At 65.8% G+C, this 22,577-nt stretch carries 21 protein-coding genes; 10 read left to right on the top strand and 11 right to left on the bottom strand.

The annotated features are described in order from the left end of the window. Positions 1–24: 24 nt before the first annotated feature. The 3 genes from ACZ9BC_RS09040 to ACZ9BC_RS09030 all read left to right on the top strand — a co-directional run bounded on the left by ACZ9BC_RS09040 (position 25) and on the right by ACZ9BC_RS09030 (position 2,907). Positions 25–1,563, top strand: a complete 1,539-nt coding sequence (locus ACZ9BC_RS09040; RefSeq protein ID WP_476245631.1) for a purine-cytosine permease family protein — start codon at positions 25–27, stop codon at positions 1,561–1,563. 62 nt (positions 1,564–1,625) lie between these two features. Next, positions 1,626–2,573, top strand: coding sequence for a polysaccharide deacetylase family protein (locus ACZ9BC_RS09035; RefSeq protein ID WP_476245630.1), 948 nt, complete (start codon positions 1,626–1,628; stop codon positions 2,571–2,573). 94 nt (positions 2,574–2,667) lie between these two features. Beyond that, positions 2,668–2,907 (top strand): hypothetical protein, encoded by a 240-nt coding sequence (locus ACZ9BC_RS09030; RefSeq protein ID WP_476245629.1) that lies wholly within the window; start codon positions 2,668–2,670, stop codon positions 2,905–2,907. Positions 2,908–3,116: 209 nt separating this feature from the next. Here ACZ9BC_RS09030 and ACZ9BC_RS09025 read toward each other — a convergent pair whose 3' ends face one another. The 6 genes from ACZ9BC_RS09025 to ACZ9BC_RS09000 form a co-directional block, all read right to left on the bottom strand. Then, positions 3,117–3,527 (bottom strand): Hpt domain-containing protein, encoded by a 411-nt coding sequence (locus ACZ9BC_RS09025; protein ID WP_476245628.1) that lies wholly within the window; start codon positions 3,525–3,527, stop codon positions 3,117–3,119. A 212-nt stretch (positions 3,528–3,739) separates the two neighbouring features. Continuing rightward, positions 3,740–5,113: a DUF3100 domain-containing protein gene (locus ACZ9BC_RS09020; protein ID WP_476245627.1), complete on the bottom strand. Its 1,374-nt coding sequence runs from the start codon at positions 5,111–5,113 to the stop codon at positions 3,740–3,742. Then, complete coding sequence (locus ACZ9BC_RS09015; RefSeq protein WP_476245626.1) at positions 5,110–6,336, bottom strand: amidohydrolase; 1,227 nt, start codon at positions 6,334–6,336, stop codon at positions 5,110–5,112. Before ACZ9BC_RS09015 ends, ACZ9BC_RS09020 begins: the two co-directional genes overlap by 4 nt. Before the next feature lie 32 nt (positions 6,337–6,368). Then, positions 6,369–7,916, bottom strand: coding sequence for an aldehyde dehydrogenase family protein (locus ACZ9BC_RS09010; protein WP_476245625.1), 1,548 nt, complete (start codon positions 7,914–7,916; stop codon positions 6,369–6,371). Positions 7,917–7,961: 45 nt separating this feature from the next. Beyond that, positions 7,962–8,888 carry an NAD(P)-dependent oxidoreductase gene (locus tag ACZ9BC_RS09005; RefSeq protein WP_476245624.1) on the bottom strand — a complete coding sequence of 309 codons (927 nt, stop codon included), beginning with the start codon at positions 8,886–8,888 and terminating at the stop codon, positions 7,962–7,964. 34 nt (positions 8,889–8,922) lie between these two features. Further along, positions 8,923–9,822, bottom strand: coding sequence for a MurR/RpiR family transcriptional regulator (locus ACZ9BC_RS09000; protein ID WP_476245623.1), 900 nt, complete (start codon positions 9,820–9,822; stop codon positions 8,923–8,925). A gap of 144 nt (positions 9,823–9,966) precedes the next feature. On the opposite strand from ACZ9BC_RS09000, the gene ACZ9BC_RS08995 reads away from it, so the two are divergent. Together ACZ9BC_RS08995 and ACZ9BC_RS08990 are read left to right on the top strand one after the other, a co-directional pair. Next, complete coding sequence (locus ACZ9BC_RS08995) at positions 9,967–10,620, top strand: GOLPH3/VPS74 family protein (RefSeq protein WP_476245622.1); 654 nt, start codon at positions 9,967–9,969, stop codon at positions 10,618–10,620. Positions 10,621–10,684: 64 nt separating this feature from the next. After that, positions 10,685–11,776: a phosphotransferase gene (locus tag ACZ9BC_RS08990; protein ID WP_476245621.1), complete on the top strand. Its 1,092-nt coding sequence runs from the start codon at positions 10,685–10,687 to the stop codon at positions 11,774–11,776. A gap of 11 nt (positions 11,777–11,787) precedes the next feature. Here the strand turns inward: ACZ9BC_RS08990 and ACZ9BC_RS08985 are convergent, their stop codons facing one another. Then, positions 11,788–13,611, bottom strand: coding sequence for an AfsR/SARP family transcriptional regulator (locus tag ACZ9BC_RS08985; RefSeq protein ID WP_476245620.1), 1,824 nt, complete (start codon positions 13,609–13,611; stop codon positions 11,788–11,790). A 209-nt stretch (positions 13,612–13,820) separates the two neighbouring features. On the opposite strand from ACZ9BC_RS08985, the gene ACZ9BC_RS08980 reads away from it, so the two are divergent. Beyond that, a complete protein-coding gene (locus ACZ9BC_RS08980) occupies positions 13,821–14,315 on the top strand; it encodes a hypothetical protein (RefSeq protein ID WP_476245619.1) in 495 nt (164 codons plus the stop codon). 60 nt (positions 14,316–14,375) lie between these two features. On the opposite strand, the gene ACZ9BC_RS08975 is transcribed toward ACZ9BC_RS08980, so the two are convergent. Beyond that, positions 14,376–14,798, bottom strand: coding sequence for a universal stress protein (locus tag ACZ9BC_RS08975; RefSeq protein WP_476245618.1), 423 nt, complete (start codon positions 14,796–14,798; stop codon positions 14,376–14,378). A gap of 157 nt (positions 14,799–14,955) precedes the next feature. Here ACZ9BC_RS08975 and ACZ9BC_RS08970 point away from each other — a divergent pair, with 157 nt between their 5' ends. The 4 genes from ACZ9BC_RS08970 (at position 14,956) to ACZ9BC_RS08955 (ending at position 18,800) form a co-directional block, all read left to right on the top strand. Next, entirely contained in the window at positions 14,956–15,327 is a 372-nt protein-coding gene (locus ACZ9BC_RS08970) for a VOC family protein (protein WP_476245617.1), read from the top strand. Positions 15,328–15,606: 279 nt separating this feature from the next. Continuing rightward, entirely contained in the window at positions 15,607–16,962 is a 1,356-nt protein-coding gene (locus ACZ9BC_RS08965; protein WP_476245616.1) for an MFS transporter, read from the top strand. 79 nt (positions 16,963–17,041) lie between these two features. Continuing rightward, entirely contained in the window at positions 17,042–17,860 is an 819-nt protein-coding gene (locus ACZ9BC_RS08960) for an oxygenase MpaB family protein (protein WP_476245615.1), read from the top strand. Next, positions 17,853–18,800 carry a DUF817 domain-containing protein gene (locus tag ACZ9BC_RS08955; protein WP_476245614.1) on the top strand — a complete coding sequence of 316 codons (948 nt, stop codon included), beginning with the start codon at positions 17,853–17,855 and terminating at the stop codon, positions 18,798–18,800. The genes ACZ9BC_RS08960 and ACZ9BC_RS08955 overlap by 8 nt, the downstream gene beginning before the upstream one ends. On the opposite strand, the gene ACZ9BC_RS08950 is transcribed toward ACZ9BC_RS08955, so the two are convergent. Genes ACZ9BC_RS08950 through ACZ9BC_RS08940 form a run of 3 tightly spaced genes read right to left on the bottom strand, consistent with a single transcriptional unit; the run spans position 18,797 to position 22,574 of the window. Then, positions 18,797–19,828 carry an aldo/keto reductase gene (locus ACZ9BC_RS08950; protein WP_476245613.1) on the bottom strand — a complete coding sequence of 344 codons (1,032 nt, stop codon included), beginning with the start codon at positions 19,826–19,828 and terminating at the stop codon, positions 18,797–18,799. The two genes, ACZ9BC_RS08955 and ACZ9BC_RS08950, sit on opposite strands and share 4 nt — an antisense overlap. Continuing rightward, entirely contained in the window at positions 19,825–21,195 is a 1,371-nt protein-coding gene (locus tag ACZ9BC_RS08945; protein WP_476245612.1) for an LLM class flavin-dependent oxidoreductase, read from the bottom strand. The genes ACZ9BC_RS08950 and ACZ9BC_RS08945 overlap by 4 nt, the downstream gene beginning before the upstream one ends. Next, positions 21,195–22,574, bottom strand: coding sequence for an LLM class flavin-dependent oxidoreductase (locus ACZ9BC_RS08940; RefSeq protein WP_476245611.1), 1,380 nt, complete (start codon positions 22,572–22,574; stop codon positions 21,195–21,197). Before ACZ9BC_RS08940 ends, ACZ9BC_RS08945 begins: the two co-directional genes overlap by 1 nt. Between the last annotated feature and the right edge of the window lie 3 nt (positions 22,575–22,577).

The following is a 22,577-nucleotide window of genomic DNA, read 5'->3' as shown; positions in this document are numbered from 1 at the left end:
CTCATTCACCTCCTGGAGGCTCCCATGCAAGAAAAGCTTTCTTCAGCAGCGCAAAGGCGCGCTGCTGCCGCAGGAAACCAGAGCACGCAAAGCCACAGCACTGAAGACCACGAAGCCTGGCTCCAGCCCATTCCCGAGTCGGCGCGGACCCGCAAAGTATCCGGCCAGTTCTGGATCTGGGCGGGTGCCAACCTGGCACCCATCAACTGGGTGCTGGGGGCTCTCGGCATCCACCTCGGGCTTGGCTTCGCCGACACGGTCACCGTCCTGGTCCTGGGCAACTTGATCGGCATGCTCCTCTTCGGCTGCTTTGTCCTCCTCGGCCAGAAGACCGGCGCCACCGGCATGGTCCTGGCCCGCGCGGCATTCGGCCGGCGGGGCAACTACCTGCCGGCCGCCATCCAGGCACTGTTGGTTATCGGCTGGTGCGCGGTCAACACGTGGATCATCCTGGACCTGGTGATGGCGCTCTTCGGAACCCTTGGCTGGGTGGACCCGGAAGCCCAGAACTACGCCTGGAAGATCGGCGTCGCCACCGCCATCATGGCCGCCCAGGTGGCCATCGCTTGGTTCGGCTACAAGGCAATCGCCGCCTTTGAAAAGTGGACGGTTCCGCCCACCATCATCATTCTGGCCGTTATGTCCGCGGTGGCCTGGTTCGGCATGGAGATCGACTGGGGCTACGCCGGTCCGGCCGGCCAGGTCCTGGAAGGCTCCGAGCGCATCGCCGCGATGAGTGCCGTGATGACCGCCATCGGCATCGGCTGGGGCATCACCTGGTTCACCTACGCCGCCGACTACTCCCGCTTCGTCAGCACCGAAGTGCCCAAGCGCAAGGTCTACCTGGCGTCCGTCCTGGGCCAGTTCATCCCGGTGGTCTGGCTCGGAGTGCTGGGCGCCAGCCTGGCCACGAACAGCGGCGAGGTGGATCCCGGCAAGCTCATCGTGCAGAACTTCGGCGTCCTGGCACTGCCGGTGCTGCTGATGGTGCTCCACGGCCCCATCGCCACCAACATCCTGAACATCTACACCTTCTCGGTGGCTACCCAGGCCCTGGACATCTCCATCAGCCGCCGCAAACTGAATCTGTTCGTCGGCGTCTTCTCGCTCATCGCAGTCGTCTTCTTCATCTTCCAGGAGGACTTCGCCGCGGTCCTCGACGCCTGGCTGATCGGCCTGGTGGCCTGGGTGGCCGCCTGGGGCGGCGTGATGCTGGTGCACTACTTCTGGCTGGACAAGCGCTGGCCGGGCGATCCCGACCGGCTGTTCGACGGCGTCGGCACCCACCGGCTGCCCTCCATCAACTGGGCGGGCGTCACCTCCCTCCTGGCCGGCATCTTCGCCACGTGGCTGTTTATGTACGGCCTCATCCCCGTCATGCAGGGCCCCATCGCCGTGGCCCTGGGCGGCTGGGATCTGTCCTGGCTGGCAGGCGGCCTGACCAGCGCCGCCGTCTACGCAGTCCTCGGCCCGAGGGCCCATGTCCGGTACATCGGCCTTAAGAACAAGGACGTTCCAAAGTCCGAGAGCGCCGGCAGCACCACCGTCATCCCGGTCCTCTGACCGGCCCCGCCAGTCCCTATCTCTCCCGGGCGGGCGCTCTGCGCCCGCCGAAAGGATCCATCGTGAACCAGCCCGCCATTGCGGACCTCCTGCACCCGATCACCTGGCCCGAGGGCTTCAAGGCAGCCGCGTCCTTCACCTTCGACGTGGATGCCGAGTCCTGCACCATCGCCCACGATCCCACCAGCACACGCCGGATGTCGCTGATGACCCACCAGTCCTACGGGCCCAAGGTGGCAGTGCCGCGGCTCCTGAAGATCCTGGAGCGGCAGGACATCCAGGCCACCTTCTTCATCCCCGGCTTCACCGCCGAGTCCTACCCCGACGTAGTGCGGCGGATCGTCGACGGCGGGCACGAGGTGGCGCACCACGGCTACCTGCACGAACCCATGCAGGGCATCGACGCCGCCACCGAGGCCGCCTACCTGGACCGCGGGCTGGAGGCGCTGGCGAAAGTAGCAGGCGTCCGCCCCGTAGGCTACAGGGCCCCCTGGTGGGAGCTGAACTGGCACTCACCCGGCCTGCTGGCCGACCGCGGGTTCCTCTACGATTCGAGCCTGCTCGACGGCGACGCCCCCTACCGCTTCGCCGTCGCCGCGGACGATCCCCGGGACATCGTGGAGATCCCCGTGGACTGGACCCTGGACGACTGGGAACAGTACGCCTTCTACCCCGGCGTGACCGGCAGCGGCGTCATCGAAAGCCCTGCAAAGGTCCTCGAGATGTGGACCCTCGAGGCCGAGGCCCACCACTCCCAGGGCAGCTGCTTCGTCCTGACCAACCACCCGTTCATCTCCGGCCGGCCATCCAAGGCAGTGGCCCTGGAACAGCTGATCGAGCGCGTGAAGGCCATGGACGGCATGTGGGTGACCACCATGGAGAAAATCGCCGGGCACACCAAGGCGACCGTCAACGAAATCCACACGCACGCCCGAATCGAGGTGCCCACCTTCCCGGGCGCCGGCGCCCGGTTCGAACCGGGCGTGGTGCGTGAAGCGCTGCTGAAGTAAGGCGCGGGAGAACGGACGACGACGGGAGGTTCCCGACGTCGTCCGTTCCCTTTTTCGTTCTTGACGGCTTGAAAAACCATGGCGACGATGGGGTATGACTGAGTCGACAGATACCCCGGATGCCCCGTTTGACGACGACAGCGGGGAGGACGTTTTCCACACCGAGACTCCCGAAAGCATCGCCGAGGAAGTTAAGGACGAGATCCGCCTGGGCCATGTCCAGGACGACGTGAGCCATGTGCTTGAGGAACGGTTCGAGGAGGAAGGCATCGACATGCGTCCCGAAGAGGTGGACGAACTCGCCGAAGAGATCGAGAGGGACGCCTCCACCTGACGTTTCCAGGAACTGACCACGAGCGGTGGCTGACCCCGGATAACATTTAAGCGGTGCGGGGTGCGGGCTCGAAACGGCAGGGAACAACCTGGATTAGTGCGCTGGCCGTGTTGGGCGCATGGCTTCCCGGAGTAATACCAATGATCCAGGTGGCCCGCTCCCCAGCCCTTGGCCGATACGGCGGATGAGCCCCTGCGTGGGGGAAGAAGTCAGTTCCGGCCTGGCCGTTCCTGGAGGTGGGCCTGCAGGAGGTTGGTGGTCCGCTGCGCGCACTGCTTGATGCCCCGAAGATGGTCCGCCGCCAGCCGGGGCAGCGCGATGGCGGGGTCGGTGGTGCGGGACTCCTCCCGGATGTTCAGTTCCAGGTCGAGGGCAAGGCTTGCGAGGCGTTCGGCGCCCACCATCTGGCTTGAGGTCTTGAGGCTGAGAACGGCATCGATGGACCCGGGAAGGTCCCCTGTGGTGAGGGCGAGGCGCAGCCGCTGGAGCCGCTGGGGCAGGTGCGCGATGAAGTCCTGCACAAAGACCCGCCAGACACCCTCATCATCATCAAGGTCGGCGCGCAGCCTTGCCAAAACCGTCTTGTCCAGGAGGGGCCGGACGTCGCCGTCGTCGGTCATGGCCCGCCGCCCGGGATGCCACCGTCATGCCCCATAGCGCCTCCGGCCCGTCAGCCCTCCTGCGCGCACTGTGCCGCAGGACTTCTAACGGACGCTACGGGGGAGCGGGGGGAGCGGGCATGCGTGGTGTGTACTCGTCTTTCAGCCACCCGACTCTTGGATGGCTGCCCCTCGAGTCCGCCATGCCCGCTGCCCTTACTGCCAGAGACCCCTTACTGCCAGAGACCCAATGCGAACTCCGCGATCACGGTGGAGAGCAGGAAGGACGCCGTAATGGCCACCAGGCCCACGGGGATGATCTTCCAGCCGATGTTCTTCAGCAGCGGGATGTCCTTGCCCAGGGACAGGCCGGCGAGCGTCAGCATCACCGTGGCGATGGACAGGAAGTCCACGGTCTTGACGGCGGCGTTGAGTGCTTCCGCGCCGAAGAACCAGGGGCTGGAAATGTACGCGCCGAGGGTGGTGACGAAGATGATTGCCGAGATCTTCCGGGTGGCCTTAGCCAGCGCGATGCTCACCAAAACCAGGGCCAGCATGATGGCGTACCCGGCCACTATACTCAGGCTGAACCCCTTGGCCGCCACGGACGCCGTGCCGATGCCCAGGATGGTCAGCACGGACAGGGACAGCCACAGGGGCAGTTTCATGGCCGCGGAGGATTCCGCAACGCGCTCGCGGAACCGGCGGTTCTCCTCTGCCTGGGCGGCCTCGCGGTCCAGGTCGGCGACGGTGCGTTCGGCCGGGGCGCCTGCCGTAACAGCGGCTTCCTGGCGGGCTTCCTGTTTGCGGGTCAGTGCCTTGTAGAAACGGTCAGCCAGCGGCAGCGCGACGTAGATACCCACGTAGACGCCCAGCACGGTAGTGATCAGGTTGGACACGGCGGCCATGCCCAGGATTGCCTCCTGGTCCGCCGGGTAGGCGGCCACAATGCTGGCCGCGGAGGCAGCCATCATGGATCCGGACCCCACGCCGGCGCCCATGGCGAGGGCCAGCGGATCGAAGATCTTCCAGTTGGCAACGAGGGACGTCAGCAGCGTGATGAACACGGCGCCGAACAGCGTGCCGAAAACGTACATCGCCAGCACCCCGCGGTACTGGTCCGAATCCGGCCCGTACTTCTCGGACACCATGGCGAAGGACGGCTCACGGTCCAAAGAGAACGTGGCGCCCACGGTTGCCCTGCCCATCCGGAGCAGGACGGCCAGCGGCAGGGCCAGCACGATGGTGCCCAGCAGGTGGCCCACTTCCTGGAGGAGCAGCGCCGGGCCTGCCTTGAGCAGGGTGGGCAGGCTGGGGCCGATGTTGAAGGCCAGCCGGGCCACCAGGAGCAGCACGGCGACGCCCACCAGGGCCGCCGCAACGCGCTGGAGGTCAAGGCCCAGGGGCTTAAATTTCTGGACCGAGACCAGCAGGCCCAGGATGAGGCCCCACACCATGGGGAAGATGATGATGGCGCCGATTCCGACGTCGATTTTCGCCTGCCCGATGAACTGGACCGCCAGCGCAATGACGAAGGCCAGGGCGGCAATCGGGACCGTCAGCCTGGTGCCGGCCTTGTCGATCCGGGCCGTTTTGGTAGTGCTCATGATGTGCCTTCCTGGGTGACAGTACGACGGCGGTACGCGGCTTTGGTGAAGCGTTCCCGCTCGGTGGGGGTTGAGGCGGCGCCGGCGACGGTCCAGGCCAGCGCTGTGGCCGCCTGGAACATCACCCCGTATGCCTCGGGGGAATCCGCAAGCGCCGCGAAAGCATGCGAGTGGATGGGCACGTTGGCGCCCGGAATGCTCAGCCAGGGGTGAAGTGACGGGATGACCTGGGAGATGTTGCCCATGTCGGTGGAGCCGCCGCTCAGTCCGGAGGAGCGGGACGTGTCCTTGCCGAATGCCTTCATTGCGTCGGTCCAGTGTGCGGCCAGCGCATCGTCCTGGAGCAGGGGTTCGTAGAGCGGCTCGGCTTCCTCGATGGTTAGCGTGGTTCCGGTGGCCAGCGCGGCGCCTTCGAAGCAGTTCCGGACGCGTTGATGCAGTGCCTCGTATTCCGGCAGCGTGAAGGCCCGGCACTCGAACTGGACCACGGCTTTTTCGGGGATGATGTTGGTGACGTGTCCGGCCTCGGCCACGAAGCAGGCGATCCGGTGGTCGGCGGGGATCTGCTGGCGGAGCAGGCCGATGGCCACCTGGCTCAGCACGGCGGCATCCGCGGCGTTGATGCCCTGGTGCGGGGCCGCCGCCGCGTGGGCGGCTTTGCCGGTGAACGTTGCCTGGTATCGGCCCACGGCCTGCGCGCTGGTGCCCGCCGGGTTGTAGGTGATTCCGTCCTGGACGGGGTGGACCATCAAAGCCAGCCCCACGCCGTCGAACGCCCCGCGCTCCAGCATCAGTGCCTTGCCGCCGCCGTGCTCCTCGGCAGGGGTGCCGATGGCTTTCAGGGTGATGCCCAGCTCGTCCACGAACGGCTTCAGGGCAAGGGCGGCGGCCACGGACGCGCCGGCGATCAGGTTGTGCCCGCAGGCATGTCCGATCTCCGGCAGTGCGTCGTATTCCACACACAGGGCCACGGTGAGGTCACCGCTTCCGGCGCTCGCACTGAACGCCGTGGGAAGGCCGGCGGTGCCGCGCTCCACGTCGAATCCGCTCTCCTCCAGCAGGGCGGCGATGGCCCCGGCCGAGCGGACCTCCTCGAAGGAGATTTCCTTGAGCGCGTGGATCTCCTTTGCCACGGCCTGGACGCGGGGTTTCCAGCGTTCGACGGCGTCCGCCAGGGCGGCGCGGAGGGCACCTGTTGCGGTGGTTGTGTCAGTCAGTTCCATGGACATCTCCCTTGATCTGGCGGGGCTTTCCTTTAGTAGGACAGGGACGGGAACGGCGCGCCGGCCGCGCGGGTGGGCACCCAGACGGCCTTGGTCTGGGTGTACTCGTCCAGGACGCCCGGGCCGGAGGAGCGTCCGTGGCCGGAGTCGCCGAAGCCGCCGAAGGGAACGGCCACGTGGATGGTTTTGTAGGAGTTGATCCAGAACGTGCCGGCCTTCACCTCCCGGGCGATGTGGTGGGCGCGGGATACATCGGAGGTCCACACCGCGCCGGCCAGGCCGAAGTTGGTGTTGTTGGCGCGGGCGATGGCCTCAGCCTCGGTATCGAACGCGTCGGCGCCCACCACCGGTCCGAAGACCTCCGTGGTTTCCAGGCGGTTGGCCGGTGTGACGCCGTCGAGCAGCGTGGGCATAACCCAGTGTCCGCCTGCGAGGCCTGACCCGGCCAGTGCCTCCGGAAGCGCGGCCCCGGTGAGCCGGCGGCCGCCGTCGTCCATGCCGGCCTCGATGAGGGTGTTGACGGTGGCAAACTGCTGGGCGGTGATGATGGGGCCCACCTCGGTGTCCGCGCTGAGCGGGTCGCCCACGCGCAGGCGGGCGGCCTTCGCGGCGACCATTTCCACGAACTCTGCGTGCACGCTGCGCTCCACCAGGAGCCGTGACCCGGCAACGCAGGACTGGCCCGCACCCGAGAAGATCGCCGAGATGGCGCCGTCCGCGGCCCGGTCCAGGTCGGCGTCGGCGAAAACGATGTTGGCGCTCTTGCCGCCGAGTTCCAGCAGGGCGGGTATCCCGGCCTGGGCGGCGGCGACGGCCACGCGGCGCCCGGTGGGGACCGAGCCGATGAAGCTGACCTTGCCCACGCGCCGGTCCGTGGTGAGGGTGGCGCCGACGGTCTGGCCGAGCCCGGCGGCCACGTTGAAGACGCCCGCTGGGAGACCTGCTTCGTGGGCGATCTGGGCGAGCCGGACCGAGGAGGCCGGGGTGAATTCGCTGGGTTTGATAATCACCGCGTTGCCCGCGGCCAGGGGTGCGGCGGAGTTCCAGCCGGCCGTGAACAGGGGAGCGTTCCACGGGGTGATGGCGACGACGACGCCCCACGGCACGCGCTCCGTGTAGGTGTGCCAGTTCCCGGGGACCGGGATGGTCTGGCCGGTCAGCTTGTCCGCCCAGCCGGCGTAGTAGCCGAACATTTCGGCCACCTTGGCGGCCTCCACCCGGGCGTCCCGGATGGGTTTGCCCGTGGTGGCGGACTCCAGGATGGCCAGCTCTTCCCCGTGCTGTTCCACGGCGCGGCTGACGTTGCGGAGGATGGCAGCCCGCTCGAAACCGTTCATCGCGCCCCAGACGGCCGCGCCCGCCGTCGAACTTTCCAGGATGGCCTCGGCGCCTTCGGGACCTGCGTCCGCGTAGGAGGCAAAGGCTTCGCCGGTGGCGGCTGCGGTGAGGGTGATGCCCTCGCCGCTGCCGGGAAGCGGGCGGCCGTCAACGAACGCGCCCAGGCCGCCCGGGAATGCTGCGTCCAGGACTGCTTTGGCGGTTGCTGCCGAGGAGGAGGTTGGTGCTGTGGTGATGCTCAAGGTGGGGTCCTTTGGTGCTGGGGATGAGGCGGCTGGTGCCTGGGGTTAGGCAGGGGAAGTGGTGCCGGCCGTGGTGGCGGCGCCCGGTGCTCCCGCCGGGGTGATGGCCGGAGCAACCAGGCGGGCGATTTCGGTGAAGTCCGCACCTGGTCCGAGGACTGCCAGGGCGTCCTGCCACTGGTTGGCGACGGCGGCGAGCAGGGACGGCGTTTCGCCGATCTGTGCGGCAACGTCCACGGCGAGGGCTGCATCGCGGGCCATCAGGCCCAGCGAGAAGCCGGAATCGTGGCTGCCGGTGAGCACCCAGTTGGGGTACATGTTCGCGGAGACCTTGCTGCCGCCGGAGGCATCACTGATGCTTGCGGCTGCTTTGGCGGGGTCGATGCCGTAGGCCTTCGCAACGCCCAGGGCTTCGCCCACGGAGGCCAGGTTGGCCGCCGCGAGGACGTTATTGAGGAGCTTGACCACGTTGCCGCTGCCGGGGCCGCCGATGTGGCTGTACTTGCCGCCGGTGAGGGCGAGGAGGACGGGCTCGGCTGCTTCAAGGGCTGCGTCCGTTGCGCCGACGAAAGCGCTCAGCGACCCTGTTGCGGCGCCGTCGCGGCCGCCGGAGACCGGGGCGTCAACGAAGGCTGCGCCCTGGGCCTCGGCGAGTTCGGCCATCTGCTTGCTGGTGGCTGGCTCGGAGGTGGTGGTGTCGATGATCGCGACCGTCCCGGGTGCTGCCAGGAGCTGGGGGACGGTTGTTTCCACGATTTTAGCGGCGGGCAGGGAGAGCACGGCGTAGGGGGTTCCGGCGACGTCTCCGAGGGTGGCGGTGGTGGTGATGCCGGCTGCTTCCGCTGCTGACCGTGCCGTGTCCGAGGGGTCGAAGCCGGTGACGTCCCAGCCGGCCTTGTGCAGGGTGGCGGCCATGGCTCCGCCCATGGCGCCGAGGCCGATGACGGCGATCCGCCGGGTGTTCTGGTTCATGGGGAGGTGCTCCTGAAGTGCTGGATAGGGGAGTTTAGTCGAGGTAGATGTCCAGGTCTTTCCACAGCTGCTGGGTGCGGCGGATGGCGGCGCGGCTGCGTTCCGGGTGCGCCGCCTCCATCCCCGCGAGCAGGCCGTAGACCAGGGAATTGGCGGCGGTGACGGACTGGAAGAAGGAGATGCCTTCCGAGGCCACCACCAGCAGGTGGTCGGCGACAGCTGCCAGGCGGCCGCGGCGCATGTCGCTGATGGCGATGACCGTGGCGCCGGCCTGCTTGGCGGCTTCGGCGGCCACGATGATCTGCCGCACCGAACGCCACATGTTGATGACCACCAGTACGTCGCCTTCGCCGAGGGTGTTGGTGCTGGAGGCCAGGTGCACGCCGCCGCGGTTCTCCAGGGAGATGGGGTACCCCATCGTGGCGCCGAGGTGGGCCATCACGCTGGCGGGGCCGGCGAATGAGCCAATCCCGACGACGGTGATGGACTTGGCGGCGGCCATTGCCGCAATGGCGGCCTCGGCGTCGTCGGCTGTGTTGGAGTCCAGCGTCAGGCGGAGGTTTTCGATGTCGTGGTTCAGGGCGTCGTGGAGCGGGCTGCGGTGCTCGCCGTGTTCCGTGAGGGTGTCCTCGGTGGAGATCATCACCAGGTACCGGGAGCGGAGTTCCCGCTGGAGATCCGGCCACCCGCGGTAGCCCAGGTGCTGGGCTGCGCGGACCACCGTGGAGCTGTTGACGTCCGCGCGCTGGGCAATCTCGGCGATGTCCGCATAGGAGGAAAGCTGGGGATTGCGGGCGATCACCTCCACCACCCGGCTCTGGGCCTTCGTCAGCGGAACGTCCGGCAGCGCGTCGCCGAGCCAGGCCTGGGAACTGTCCCCGGCACCGGCGGTTCCGGCGTCGGTGGCTTCCACTTCTGCGGCGTTCGTGTTCAAGGACCACCCGTTCTGTAACGCAGATCACTATGCAAGGAGGATTGCATTAAATGTACTCTGCAATTTCGCTTGCTGCTAGTGCTGCGCGTTTCCGTCACGTAAATCGTCATTGTGGTGGGGGTCCGGCAGCGGGACCATGGACGTATGGACGCTCAATCTCCGAAGGCCCGGGAGCTGAACCTTCCGCAGGCATTCCTCCTTCTGGCAACAAATGACGCGGACGGCGAGCCCGATGTGCCGCAGCCCTTCCTCCAGGCCGGGGTGGCCGGTGCCATCCTGGCCGAGCTGGATCTGCTTGGCGCCATCGAACTGCAGGGCAGGCACGTCCGGGCCACCGGCACTGCGGTGGAGTCCGATTTCCAGCAGCAGCTGGACCTGATCACGCACAAGTCGCGGCCGCATACGCCCAAGCGCTGGGTTTCCATGCTGGAAAGCCGTGCGGAGGTGCACCGGATCTATGAGGGGATGGCCGCGCTGGGCATTGTGCAGCATGTGGGCGAGAAGCACCTGGGGCTGTTCAGGACCACGCGGTATCCGGAAAAGGACCATGCTCCGGAGGCTGCACTGCTCCAGAAGGTTTCGGCAGCAATGGCTGCCGGGTCTGTGGAACCTGCGGTGGTCGATCCACGGACCAACGCGCTGAGCGCACTCCTGCACGCGGTGGGGCTACTGGAGAGGCTGTTCCCGGAGGCCGATCGTGGCCGTGCCAGGGAATTGGCGTACAGCCATTGGCCTTCCCATGCTGTGATCGAGGAGCTCCGCTCGGTCAGGCTGGCGGAGGCGGAAGCCGCGACTTAATAGGACAGTAGTAGCCGCTGCCGCCTGTACCCGACTAATCCTGCCGATGAACGAGCCTGAGCTCTTGAACTTCATTGACGAGGAATTGCTCGCAGCCGTGGTTCCGGGCTTTATTTCGGAAACCTTGGCTAAGGAACGCTCATGGAACGTGCAGCCTCTTGTCCGGGGAGGCGGCGAATCAGTTGGCGTTTACCGCATAAGCTGCACAACTCCCGGTTCGGAAGGTGCAGGCCACTGGTCGGTCATCCTCAAGGTTCTCGCGCCTGCTTCGCCTGCAGATGAGGGTCGCTGGAACTTTGCCCAACGTGAATATCATGCCTACGGTTCCAGTGACCTGCAGAAGTCACCGGGTACTGTGATGCCCCTATGCCTAAGCCGCATGCTTCGACCGGATGGCACCGTATGGCTGTGGCTGGAGGACGTTTCAGATGATGAAGTCTGGCCGCTGTCCCGCTACAAGCTGGCCGCATATCATCTGGGGAGGTTAAACGGGCATTTTGCGGAAGAAGGCACCCCGCGGTCAATGCCCTGGTTGAGCCGTCAATGGCTGAGGGGGTGGCTGGAAGACGCGGGCCCAGCAATTATGCGGCTGCAAGACCTGAGGCGTGACTCCGTTATCAGCCCCGTCTACCAGGACGTCGACGGCATCCTGCGGCTTTGGAGCGAGCGGGATTGCAGGCTCCATCTGCTTGAGAGCTTCCCGCAAACACTGTGCCATCTCGATGTGCATCGTCGGAACATGTTCTCGAGACGCCATGGGGCGGAAGAGCAGACGGTTCTAATTGATTGGGCGTTCGTTGGCAGAGCCGCCGTGGGCGAGGAACTGGCGCCCTTGGTCAGCGCAACGGTCGCGTTTGGGGATGTTTCGGTCGATGACATAGCGGAGCTGGAGTCTGGCGTCTTGGCGGGTTATCTCGCTGGTCTTCGTGATGCAGGTTATCGGGCCGACCCGGAACAAGTGTGGGCCGCATATTCGCTGGCCGCTTCACTGCGGCTTCCGGTGGGTGCAGTTCGACTGGTACTCCCACTCCTGCTGGAACCGGGCCGGCACACCCGCGAACAGCAACAGCATGAAAGGCCACTGGCTGAGCTGTTTGCCAGGTGGGGAGCCATGAACACGCATCTGATTGCTCTTGGCAATGTGGCAGTGGTTTGAAGTCAGATCGGTTATTCGCCACGTGGAATCGAGAGTTGTTTTCTGGCGGCCAGATACGACTTCAGTGCAGGGTTTTGGATACCTTGCACGAGGAAGGGAACTGCTTCGGCAGCTGCTGAATCTCCCAATACACCTCGATGGGAGTGTGCCCGGACCACCAACTCACGCATCCCGCTCCGGCTCGCCAGCGAGGTGAGCCGGATAGCGTGTTCTGCTGCATCCAAGGATAACTCTGCCATGGCCACTTCGCAGGCTGTATCCATCAGTCTGCCGCGGGCCCACATCCATCGTGGGCTCAAATCCAGTGCCTGAGTAACGTGTTGCCGCGCTTGGTCGGTGTCACCGCGGTGGACGTGCAGCTTGGCTTGGGCGCTCGCTGCAACAAGTATCCAGCCGTTGTTTCGGGAGAGATGGGCTAAGGCGGTGGCATGGTCAATAAGGTCAGCCGCCTCAGCAAGTTTCCCTTCGGCCAGTAACACTTCGCCCAGTAATGCTTCCACGAAAGGGGTAAATGCTGTCCAGTGCTCAGCCTTGACGGCATCCAAAGCTCGTTCCAGGGCCGTGCCGGCCTGCCCTATCTCACCCTGCAGGAGATGTCCCCGGCCGCGGTGCGCCAAGGCGAAGGCTTGTTGGCGGCCATCTCCCGCCGCGTCCGCGAGTTCTGCAGATGCCTGAAGGGCATTGTGAGCAGATTCGTAATGCGCTAGGTCCAGCTCCGTGACACCCCGCGCCGCCAGGATCCGGGCTCGCTGTCCGGGCAGGCCTTGGGCGCAGCGCTCTGCGCGGTCCAGGCACCGAAATGCGCTGTCGGGCGTTCCGCGCAAGGCGGCCAGCCAGCCGAGTGCAAGGTAGGCCGATGCTTTCAGTGGCGAGGCCTCATGCTGCGGCAGGAGGGCCAGGGACTTATGGAGCAGCGTGTCCACCTCAGGGCCGCGGGCACCCGCTGAATGGATCAAGCCGTAGGCGAGTGCGATCATAGTTTCAGAGTGAAGGTCGCTCTGCCCGGTCCGTTCAGCCAACTCCGTGGCCGCGTGGAGTTGACCAATCGCTCTTTCCACAGCATCGGCGTCCCGAGAGGCACGGGCAGCTTCCAAATAGGCGCGAACGGTGGCCGCACTGGCAGTGACAAATGAAGCCAGGATGCGCTTTTCAGGTACTAGGGCCTCAGTGATCTCCCCAGGCAAATCTATGCCCAGCTCCCGCCTATAGTTCTCAGAACACAACAGGACGTGCTGGCGCGCTGCGGTGTGGTTTCCGGCAGCCACGAGGGCTTTGACCAGCACCGTTTGGTAGTTCGTATTGAATGGATCCATGCCGGCGACTTTCGCAGCCAGCGAGGCGGCTAATTGCGGCCTGTCGGTGGCCAGTGAGATCAACGCCTGTTCGTAGACGTGAGTCTGGACTGCCATTCCTATCCGCTGACGTTCAACGTTGAGCCAGGAATCAAAAGCCGGACACTCGGAAAAGGACATTCCTTCCAACAGCTCATTTTCGGCCCCAGAAGGATCGATCACACCAGATGACAACGGATTCAGCAGACGTTCCACATCGCATTGCGATTCAGGGGATAAGAGGAGCGTGAGGGGGTTGCCGCCCAATCTGACCCCCGAACCGAGCGCACGTCGTAGCTCAGACAAGGTCCACCGCAGAGCCCCCAAGGGATCCTCGGCATCGGGAAACAGAAGGGAGGCAAGGCTTTGCCTCGTCGCTTTGCCGGACCCAAGAATCAGATACGCAAGCAGCGCCCATACCTTTCGGCCGCGCGGCTGATCCTGTTTTTCCCCAGCCCGGATAATTTCAGGATTACCGAGCAGCCGAATCCAGACTTCGGCCATGGGGCATCATACATCCGCGCTCACACGTTTCATCACACGCTTGCAGTCCAGGATGAAGACACATGGCTTGGTGATCCATCCCAGCCGTCGGCGATGCGCACCATTGCGCGCACATAGGGCACCGCCCCGTTTGTAAGGCGAGAGCTTGGCTTCTCGACTGATGTTCGCCATGCACACATCGCACCTCAACCACCTGAAAGGTACTCAAAATGACTAAGATTTGGCGGGGCATGTTGCCCGCTGCACTGCTTGTAGCAGGGACCCTGGCCGCTCCACAACCAGCCTTGGCGGCCGGTAAAGTTCCGCATTATCCTGCCTGTGAAACCTTTGACGTCACAATCAGTGCAACGGGCGGAAACCAGGACGTGCGTACAACCCGTGTGAAGGACGGGATCATCTACACCATCGTTGCCGGCCACGGCACAACCTTGACGGTGGGCAACTATAAAACTCGTAAGACGGTCACTTTCGACACGAAGGGGTCCGTCACGAGGACAGCAGAAAACACCGAAACCGGCACGATCGACTTCTCTCTTTCAGGCGCGAACCTGTTCCTGCTGTTCGACACGGATGAGGGCGGCCCGTCAACCGTTCTGTACAACGGGGTGGTCAAGTTCACTGCCACTAGCGATGACTACACGCTAAACGAAGCCATTGAGCAGGTTTCCGGCACACAGAGAGACATCTGCGCTGAACTGAGTTAGCTGCGACCAAGCGAACGACGGCGGGAGGTCCCGTCGTCGTTCGCTTGTGTGGCTCAGCCGTCAGTCGTCGTACGTGTTGGCGATGTACACATCGCACGGGGCGTTGTGCGCCACGCTGTTCGCGACGCTGCCCAGGAGCCGGCCGATGCCGCGCATCCTCCGGTTGCCCACAACGATCAGCCGGGCGTCCAGGCGGACGGCTTCCTTGATCAGGGAATCAGCCGGTTTGCCGCGGGCTGCGGAGTAGGTGATCTTCGGCCCCTGTCCTGATTTGCCCAGTTCGTTCGCGACGATTTCGGCGCTGTCGGCGTTCGAAATCCGCACCGTGTCCGAGCCGCTGCCGAAGACTTCGGCGTTCTCGGTCTCGAACGCGGTCACGACGTGAAGCGAAGCTCCCAGGGATTCCGCCAGGTCCCGGGCAACTTCCGCGGCTTTCCTGGCCGACTGACTGGCGTCCACTCCTACAACAACTACTCCGCTCATTCCTGGCTCCCTTGCTCTTGGTGTGGCTATGGTCCTTGGCCAGTTTAGAGAACCGGGCTCCGGTACCGGCCGGATTGCTGAAAGTTTCATCCGTGAGTCCCTGCCACCCGCCGTATCATCAAGAGGCATCAGCCCGTCCCGGAGAGTGGAGCACCACATGCAGCTCGGCGCGTTCTCAGTCAGCCTGACCGTCAAGGACCTTGCGGCGTCGGCCGCGTTCTACGAGAAACTCGGCTTCAGCAGTTTCGGCGGTGACATGTCGCAGAACTGGCTCATCCTGAAGAACGGCGAGACCGTCATTGGCCTGTTCCAGGGAATGTTCGAGAAGAACATGCTCACGTTCAACCCGGGCTGGAACCAGAATGCCGAGCCGCTGGACTCCTTCACCGATGTGCGCGAGCTGCAGCGGGAGCTCAAGGAGCGCGGCGTGGAATTCGTTGCGGAAGCGGACCCAGGGACCGCGGGACCGGCGAGCTTCATCGTCGTGGACCCGGACGGCAACCCGGTCCTGGTGGACCAGCACCGGTAGAGGCTGATGCACGCGGGTTCCGCGTACATTTCCTGCGCCTGAACTGCGGTCCGGAGGGGCACCTCCCTAAACTTTTTCCCTGTATCCGGGAATCCGCTTTCCATTAGCTTTGACGTGACGGGCAACACTGCCTATAATCGAGTGAAACGATTCAAAAAGTGACCCATATCCCGGCCCGCGAGGATGATCACCAACTCCGCATGCGGCCAGCAGTCACCAAGACAATCCGGAATGGAAGCACTCCGGTTCCTTGCCAACGAAGACGAAGGAAATCAGCGCATGAGCATAACGCCCACCGTGCATGCCCAACCCGGCCCCACGACCGGCGCCGGGGGCAGGGATCCGAAGAGGGCCGCGATGAGCGGCTGGATCGGCGGCGCCCTTGAGTACTACGACTTCGCGTTGTACGGCCTTGCCGCCACGCTCATCTTCCCCGCCATCTTCTTCCCGTCCGAAAACCCCACTGTCGCGATCATCGCCTCGCTGGCGACCTATGCGGTGGGCTACGTCTCCCGCCCCGTCGGCGCCATTGTCCTGGGTGCATACGGCGACAAGCACGGGCGCAAGAACGTGCTTGTCCTGGCCATGCTGCTCATGGGCTTCGCGACGTTCGCCGTCGGGCTCCTGCCCACGTACGGGCAGGTGGGCATCCTCGCTCCCGTCCTCCTCGTGATCCTCCGCCTTGTCCAGGGGTTTGCGGTGGCAGGCGAACTCGGCGGCGCCAGCGCAATGATCGTGGAGCATTCGCCTGACGCCCGGCGCGGCTTCTTCGCAAGCTTCAGCCTCCAGGGCACGCAGGTAGGCTCCATCCTGGCCACCGGTGTCCTGCTTCCGTTGGCTGCCCTTCTCCCTGCCGACCAGTTCCAGACCTGGGGCTGGCGCATTCCGTTCCTGCTCAGCGCCTTCGTGATCCTTGCCGGGTACATCATTCGCCGCCGGGTCCAGGAGCCCCCGGCCTACCTGGCGCAGTCTGACAGCGCTGCGGCGAAGCGCCGGTTCCCGCTCCTCGACCTCCTGCGCACCCACCCGCGGGTCATGATCCTGTGCGTCATCATGACGTTCACCAACGTGATCGGAATGGCCACCCTCATCTTTGGTGTCTCCTACGCCACCCAGGAGGGCTACGGCATCGGCTTCTCCAGCAGCGAGTTCCTGTGGGTGACCCTCGTGGCCAACATCGCCGCAGTAGTGACCATCCCGATGTTCGGCGCCCTGTCCGACAAGATCGGCCGGCGGGTGCTGATGGTGGCCGGCGGACTCGGCGGCGGCCTGGCAGCGGGCGGCTACCTGTGGGCGATTGACCAGAGGAGCCTGTTCCTGGTCTTCGTCAGCGTTGTGATCGTCCAGGGAATCTTCTTCCAGATGTGGAACTCGACGTTTGCCACGTTCTTCCAGGAGCAGTTCCCCATGCGGATCCGGGTGACCGGCTTCGCGGTGTCACAGAACGTCGGCCTCATGATCGCGTCCTTCTTCCCGAGCATCTTCACCGCCGTGGCTCCTCCCGGCTCGGCCAACGTTCCCGTGGTCATCGGGCTCATTACCTTCGGCATTTGCCTCGTCGCCGCCGTGGCCACCTTCCTGTCCACAGACACCAAGGGCAAGTCCCTCGAGGACCTCGAAGTACACAAGGCCTGATAGCAATAGACAGCAGAAGGGGCGACGGCGGGAAGTTCCGCCGTCGCCCCTTCTTTGGCTCCTCCGGTACCCTGTTGAGATGGTGCGAGGAATGGCCGACTACGGCGGAGAAGGCATCCTGCTCGCCGGTGCGGGACGGGCCCTCCTTCTGCAGCTTGCCGACCCGGCCGTTGGCCGCGGCGTTGACGAGCACAGCACGTTCGTGGGGCGTCCGGTCAACCGGCTCAAGGGAACGCTGACGTACGTCTATGCCATCGTGTACGGCACTGACGAGCAGGTGAACGAGGTCCGCCGCCGCGTGAACCGGGCGCATGTTCCGGTCCGCCGGGCCGCTAACGAAGAATCCCCCGGGTACAACGCCTTCGACCCCCAACTCCAGCTCTGGGTGGTGGCCACGCTGTACGACACGGCGATCACCATCATCGAAAAGATCTACGGCCCGCTCGACGACGAGTCAGCCGATGCAATGTACCGCGACTACGCGAGGATCGGCACAGCCCTGCAGCTTCCGCCGGACATGTGGCCGGAGGACCGGGCGGCTTTCCGCCGCTACTGGGACCAGCGCATCTCCACCCTCCGAGCCGAGGCCGGTGGCGTCCGCGTGGGCCGCGGCCTGCTGTTCCCGAAGCACACGGCGCTCTGGTACCGCGCCATCATTCCGCCCGCCAGGTTCCTCACCGCCGGGTTCCTGCCCCCGCACGTCCGGCAGGACTTCGGCCTGCCGTGGAGCGGCCGCCACCAGCGCCGCTTCGACCGCACCATGCGCGTTCTCGCCGTCACCTACCCCAAACTTCCGCGGCGGATCCGGCACTGGTTCAAGGACTACTGCCTGGGCGAGCTGGATAAAGACCTCCACAAGAACCGACAGTCCGCCCAGCGTCAGGGAGTACGTGCGTAGTTCCACCCAGGTAGAGCAGCGGATCGACGAACGGGCCCGCCGCTTCCTGGCCAACGCCCCGGCCGGCGGTCTTACAGCAAAGCTCACCGAGTTCATCGTCTTCGGCCTCAAACAGGGCTGGGCCTGCATCTTCGGTGCCGCCCTCCTCGCGGTCCTCATGGCGGCCCGCCTCTGGTACCCGGACACGGCGGCGCTGGCCCGCAACGACTTCCTGACGCTCGCCGCCGTAACCATCCAGATCCTGATGGTCGCCTTCAAGCTCGAGACCCTCCGTGAACTGCGGGTGATCATCCTGTTCCACCTGGTGGGCACGGTGATGGAGCTGTTCAAGACCGACGTCGGTTCCTGGTCCTACGAGGCCGAAGGCTTCCTGCGGATAGGGGCGGTGCCGCTCTTCAGCGGCTTCATGTACGCCGCGGTGGGATCCTACATGGTCCGCGTCTACCGGTTGTTCGACCTGCGGTTCGCCGGCTATCCGCGGCGCTGGTTCACGGCGGTCCTGGGCGCGGCCATTTACGCCAACTTCTTCACCCACCACTACATCTGGGACCTGCGCTGGGTGCTGCTTGCCGCCGTCGTGGTCATCTACGGCCGGTGCGTGATGCACTTCCGCGTGTTCCGGAAGCAGTTCCGCATGCCGCTGGTCATCGCGTTCCTGCTGGTGGCCCTGTTCATCTGGATCGCCGAGAACATCGCCACCTGGTCCGGCGCCTGGCTGTACCCGAGCCAGGTGGACGGCTGGCACCCCGTGGGCCTGGAGAAGCTGGTGGCCTGGTTCCTGCTGATGATCATCTCGGTGGTGCTGGTGGCGTGGGTCTACAAGCCCCAGCCCCCTGCAGCGGCGGAAGGAGACGACGGCGACGACGGCACCCGCCCGTCTGCCGCCGTCGAACCTTCCGCCCCAGAATCTTCCGCCGCCGAACGTTCAGCGCAGGGCTAGCGGCTGCGGCGGCGCAGCAACGGATCCGTCAGCGACGGCGGCCGGTAGCCGGCGTCTGCCTGGTTCAGCGTGGTGCCGGGCGGGACGATCTCGTCGATCCGGTCCAGCACGTCCTTGGACAGGCTGACCTTGTCCGCGCCGAGCGCCCCCTCCAGGTGCTCCAGCGTCCGCGGCCCGATGATCGCGGACGTGACGGCCGGGTGTTCCAGCACGAACCCGAGGGCCAGGTGAATGAGTGACAGTCCGGCCTGGTCCGCCAGTTCGGTCAGCTCCAGCACGGCCTGCGTCTTGCGGGCATTTTCGGCCGACGACGGGTCGTGCCGTTCCGGCTGCCGGGCGGCCCTGCTGGAGGTGCTGTGCGCGCCGTCGGCCTTGATCCGGCCGCTCAGCCAGCCGCCGGCCAGCGGGCTCCACGGCAGGACGCCGAGCCGGTGGCGCTGGGCAAGCGGCAGCACTTCGCGTTCCACCCCGCGGGCCAGGATCGAGTACGGCGGCTGCTCCGTCACGGGCCGCTCACGGTGGCGCTCGCGGGCTACGTACTGGGCCTCCACGATCTGGCCCGGGTCGAAGGTGGAGGTGCCGATGTAGCGGATCTTGCCCTGCCGCACCAGATCGGTGAGCGCCCCCAGCGTCTCATCGATGTCCGTGTCCGGCTCGGGCCGGTGCACCTGGTAGAGGTCGATCCAGTCCGCCTGCAGCCGGCGCAGACTGTCCTCCACCTCGCGGATGATCCAGCGGCGGGAGTTGCCCGCCTGGTTCACGTCCTCGCCGAGGCGGCCATGGACCTTGGTGGCCAGCACCACGTCGTCCCGGCGGCCCTTGAGGGCCTTGCCCACGATGACCTCGGATTCGCCCTTGGAGTAGACATCGGCGGTGTCCACCAGGTTGATGCCGGAATCCAGGGCCCGGTGGATGATCCGGATGGAATCCTCGTGGTCCGGGTTGCCGATGGCCCCGAACATCATGGTGCCCAGCGTCAGAGGACTGACCTTGAGGCCGGTGGACCCCAGGCTGCGGTATTCGGTCATGCGGATGCTCCTAATAGTTGTTGGTGCTGCTGGCCTGCGGTGCTATATGAGTTTGCGCCGGTGTATTGGCTTTCCGGACGGTCGATGCCGAAATGGTCACGGAGGGTCCGGCCGGTGTACTCGGTGCGGAAGAGGCCGCGTGACTGCAGGATGGGGACCACTTCGTCGGCGAAGGCCTCGAAGCCGCCGGGCAGCCACGGCGGCATGATGTTGAACCCGTCCGCGGCGCCGTCCTGGAACCAGCGCTGGATCTCGTCCGCCACCTGCACCGGGGTTCCGGCGAACACATAGTGCCCGCGGGCGCCGGCGAAGCGGTGCAGCACCTGCCGGACAGTGAGGCCTTCCCGCCGGATCACGTCCAGGAGCAGCTGGCTGCGGCTGCCCGCCCTGCCCGCTGCCGCCAGCAGGTCCGGCGGGAAGGGCTTATCCAGGGCCACGCCGTCCAGGTCCACGCCCAGCAGTTTCCGCAGGATGCCCAGCCCGTACTCCGGCTGGGTCAGCTCGTCGAACTCCTGCTTGAGCGCCCGTGCCTCCGCCTCGGTGGAGCCCAGGTAGGGGCTGATGCCCGGCAGGACCAGGAGCTGCCCCGGGTCCCGGCCGTTCGCAGCGGCCTGCGCCTTGATGTCCGCATAGAATCCCTGGGCACTTTGGATGGTCTGGTGTGCGGTGAACACCGCTTCCGCATGCTGTGCGGCGAAGGCCTTGCCGTCGGCGGAGGACCCTGCCTGCACGAACACCGGCCGGCCCTGCGGGGACCGCGGGGTGTTCAGCGGTCCCTCCACCCGGAAGTGTTCGCCCTCGTGCCCAATCGCGTGGATGAGCGAGGTGTCGGCGAAAACCCCCGTGCCGGCGTCGGACACCACCGCCCCGTCCTCCCAGCTGTCCCAGAGCTTGCCCGCCACCCGGACGAACTCATCCGCCCGGGAGTAGCGCTCGGCGTGCGGCGGATGCTCGTCCAGCCCGAAGTTCCGGGCCGCCCGCTCCGCGCCGGTGGTGACGATGTTCCAGCCCGCGCGGCCGCCGCTCAGGTGGTCCAGGGACGCGAACAGGCGCGCCGCGTTGTACGGCTCAAGGTAAGTGGTGCTGGCCGTGCCGATCAGGCCGATCCGTTCCGTTGCCACCGCAATGGCGGACAGCCATGTGAACGGCTCCAGCCGGAAACGGGTGGCATACTGCACGTTGCTCTCCAGCGCCGGACCGTCCGCAAAGAACACGGCATCCAGCTTGGCGGCCTCCGCGCGCTGTGCCAGCTCCTGGTAAAAGCGGATGTCCAGGACCCGGTCGGTCCGGGATTTCGGGTGCCGCCAGGCGGCCTCGTGGTGCCCGCCGGGGTAGATGAACAGGTTGAGTTTGAGCTGCCGGCCCATCAGAACGCCGATCCGATGGATGCCAGTTCCCCTGCACCCGCGCCGGCGTAGCGGTTGGCGGGGCGCTCCAGCCCGTAGTGTTCCCGCAGCGTCCTGCCGCTGTATTCGGTGCGGAACAGGCCGCGTTCCTGGAGGATGGGCACCACCTGGTCCACGAACGTCTCCAGCCCCGAGGGCAGCACCGGCGGCATGATGTTGAAGCCGTCCGCCGCCCCGCCATCGAACCATTCCTGGATGGCATCTGCAACCTGGACCGGGGTACCCGTAAAGGTGCGGTGCCCGCGTCCGCCGCCCAGGCGTCCGATCAGCTGGCGGACGGTGAGCTTTTCGCGGCGGGCCAGCTGGACGATCAGCGTGTAGCGGCTCTTGGCGCCCTCGATCTCGTCCTCGCTGGGCAAATTGTCCGGAAGCTGGCGGTCCAGGGGCAGGTCCTCCGGGGAAACACGCAGGGTCTTGGCCAGCTGGATCCGGGCGTATTCCGGCTTGATCAGCCGGTCCAGTTCCCGCTCCAGCTCCAGGGCCTCCGCTTCCGTTGCACCGATGACCGGCACGATGCCCGGCAGGATCTTGATGCTCTCCGGATCACGTCCGGCGGCGGCGGTGCGCTTCTTGAGGTCCTGGTAGAAGGCCTGTGCATCCGCGAGCGTCTGGTGGGCGGTGAAGACGGCGTCCGCATAGCGTGCGGCGAGGTCCTTGCCGTCCTCCGACGAGCCGGCCTGGACGATCAGCGGATGGCCCTGCGGCGAGCGGGGCACGTTCAGCGGTCCCCGGACCTTGAAGTGCTTGCCCTCATGGTCGATCACGCGGATCTTGTCGGCATCGCCCCACACGCCCTCGGCCTTGTCCGCGGGCACTGCGTCATCCTGCCAGCTGTCCCACAGCTTCTGTGCCACCTCGATGAACTCAGCGGCACGTTCGTACCGGACGGCGTGGGCGGGCTGGTCGTCCACGCCGAAGTTGCGTGCTGCGTCAGGGCCGGCTGTGGTGACCACGTTCCACCCCGCGCGGCCGCCGCTGGCCCAGTCCACGGATGCGAACCGGCGGGCCAGGTTGAAGGGTTCGTTGTAAGTGGTGGAGGCGGTGGCAATCAGGCCGATGCGTTCCGTCGCGCCGGCGATGGCGGTAAGGAGCACGGTGGGCTCAAGCTTGCCTGACGGGCGCCGGCCCACCTCGCCGAAGAGCACGGGGGAGTCGGCGAAGAAAATCGAGTCCAGCTTGCCGCGCTCGGCCGTCCGGGCGAGCTTTTTGTAGTGCTCGATGTCCGTGCTGGAGTGCGGGTCGCTCTCCGGCAGCCGCCAGGACGCCTCGTGGTGTCCGGTGCTCATCAGGAAGGCGTTCAGGTGGAGCAGGCGGTTCCGGGAGGTGTTGTCGGAAGTCATGGG

It is taken from the genome of Pseudarthrobacter sp. TE3704 (assembly GCF_056279405.1).
Note: the sequence above shows the minus strand (reverse complement) of the source record. Positions and strands in the feature narration are given on the sequence as shown.

Excerpts from the sequence above, each read along its gene's own strand:
- ACZ9BC_RS09040 (WP_476245631.1), top strand. The coding sequence starts at position 25 with ATGCAAGAAAAGCTTTCTTCAGCAGCGCAAAGGCGCGCTGCTGCCGCA.
- ACZ9BC_RS09030 (WP_476245629.1), top strand. The coding sequence starts at position 2,668 with ATGACTGAGTCGACAGATACCCCGGATGCCCCGTTTGACGACGACAGC.
- ACZ9BC_RS09025 (WP_476245628.1), bottom strand. The coding sequence starts at position 3,527 with ATGACCGACGACGGCGACGTCCGGCCCCTCCTGGACAAGACGGTTTTG.
- ACZ9BC_RS09020 (WP_476245627.1), bottom strand. The coding sequence starts at position 5,113 with ATGAGCACTACCAAAACGGCCCGGATCGACAAGGCCGGCACCAGGCTG.
- ACZ9BC_RS09015 (WP_476245626.1), bottom strand. The coding sequence starts at position 6,336 with ATGGAACTGACTGACACAACCACCGCAACAGGTGCCCTCCGCGCCGCC.
- ACZ9BC_RS09005 (WP_476245624.1), bottom strand. The coding sequence starts at position 8,888 with ATGAACCAGAACACCCGGCGGATCGCCGTCATCGGCCTCGGCGCCATG.
- ACZ9BC_RS08995 (WP_476245622.1), top strand. The coding sequence starts at position 9,967 with ATGGACGCTCAATCTCCGAAGGCCCGGGAGCTGAACCTTCCGCAGGCA.
- ACZ9BC_RS08985 (WP_476245620.1), bottom strand. The coding sequence starts at position 13,611 with ATGGCCGAAGTCTGGATTCGGCTGCTCGGTAATCCTGAAATTATCCGG.
- ACZ9BC_RS08980 (WP_476245619.1), top strand. The coding sequence starts at position 13,821 with ATGACTAAGATTTGGCGGGGCATGTTGCCCGCTGCACTGCTTGTAGCA.
- ACZ9BC_RS08975 (WP_476245618.1), bottom strand. The coding sequence starts at position 14,798 with ATGAGCGGAGTAGTTGTTGTAGGAGTGGACGCCAGTCAGTCGGCCAGG.
- ACZ9BC_RS08970 (WP_476245617.1), top strand. The coding sequence starts at position 14,956 with ATGCAGCTCGGCGCGTTCTCAGTCAGCCTGACCGTCAAGGACCTTGCG.
- ACZ9BC_RS08965 (WP_476245616.1), top strand. The coding sequence starts at position 15,607 with ATGAGCATAACGCCCACCGTGCATGCCCAACCCGGCCCCACGACCGGC.
- ACZ9BC_RS08960 (WP_476245615.1), top strand. The coding sequence starts at position 17,042 with ATGGTGCGAGGAATGGCCGACTACGGCGGAGAAGGCATCCTGCTCGCC.
- ACZ9BC_RS08950 (WP_476245613.1), bottom strand. The coding sequence starts at position 19,828 with ATGACCGAATACCGCAGCCTGGGGTCCACCGGCCTCAAGGTCAGTCCT.
- ACZ9BC_RS08945 (WP_476245612.1), bottom strand. The coding sequence starts at position 21,195 with ATGGGCCGGCAGCTCAAACTCAACCTGTTCATCTACCCCGGCGGGCAC.
- ACZ9BC_RS08940 (WP_476245611.1), bottom strand. The coding sequence starts at position 22,574 with ATGACTTCCGACAACACCTCCCGGAACCGCCTGCTCCACCTGAACGCC.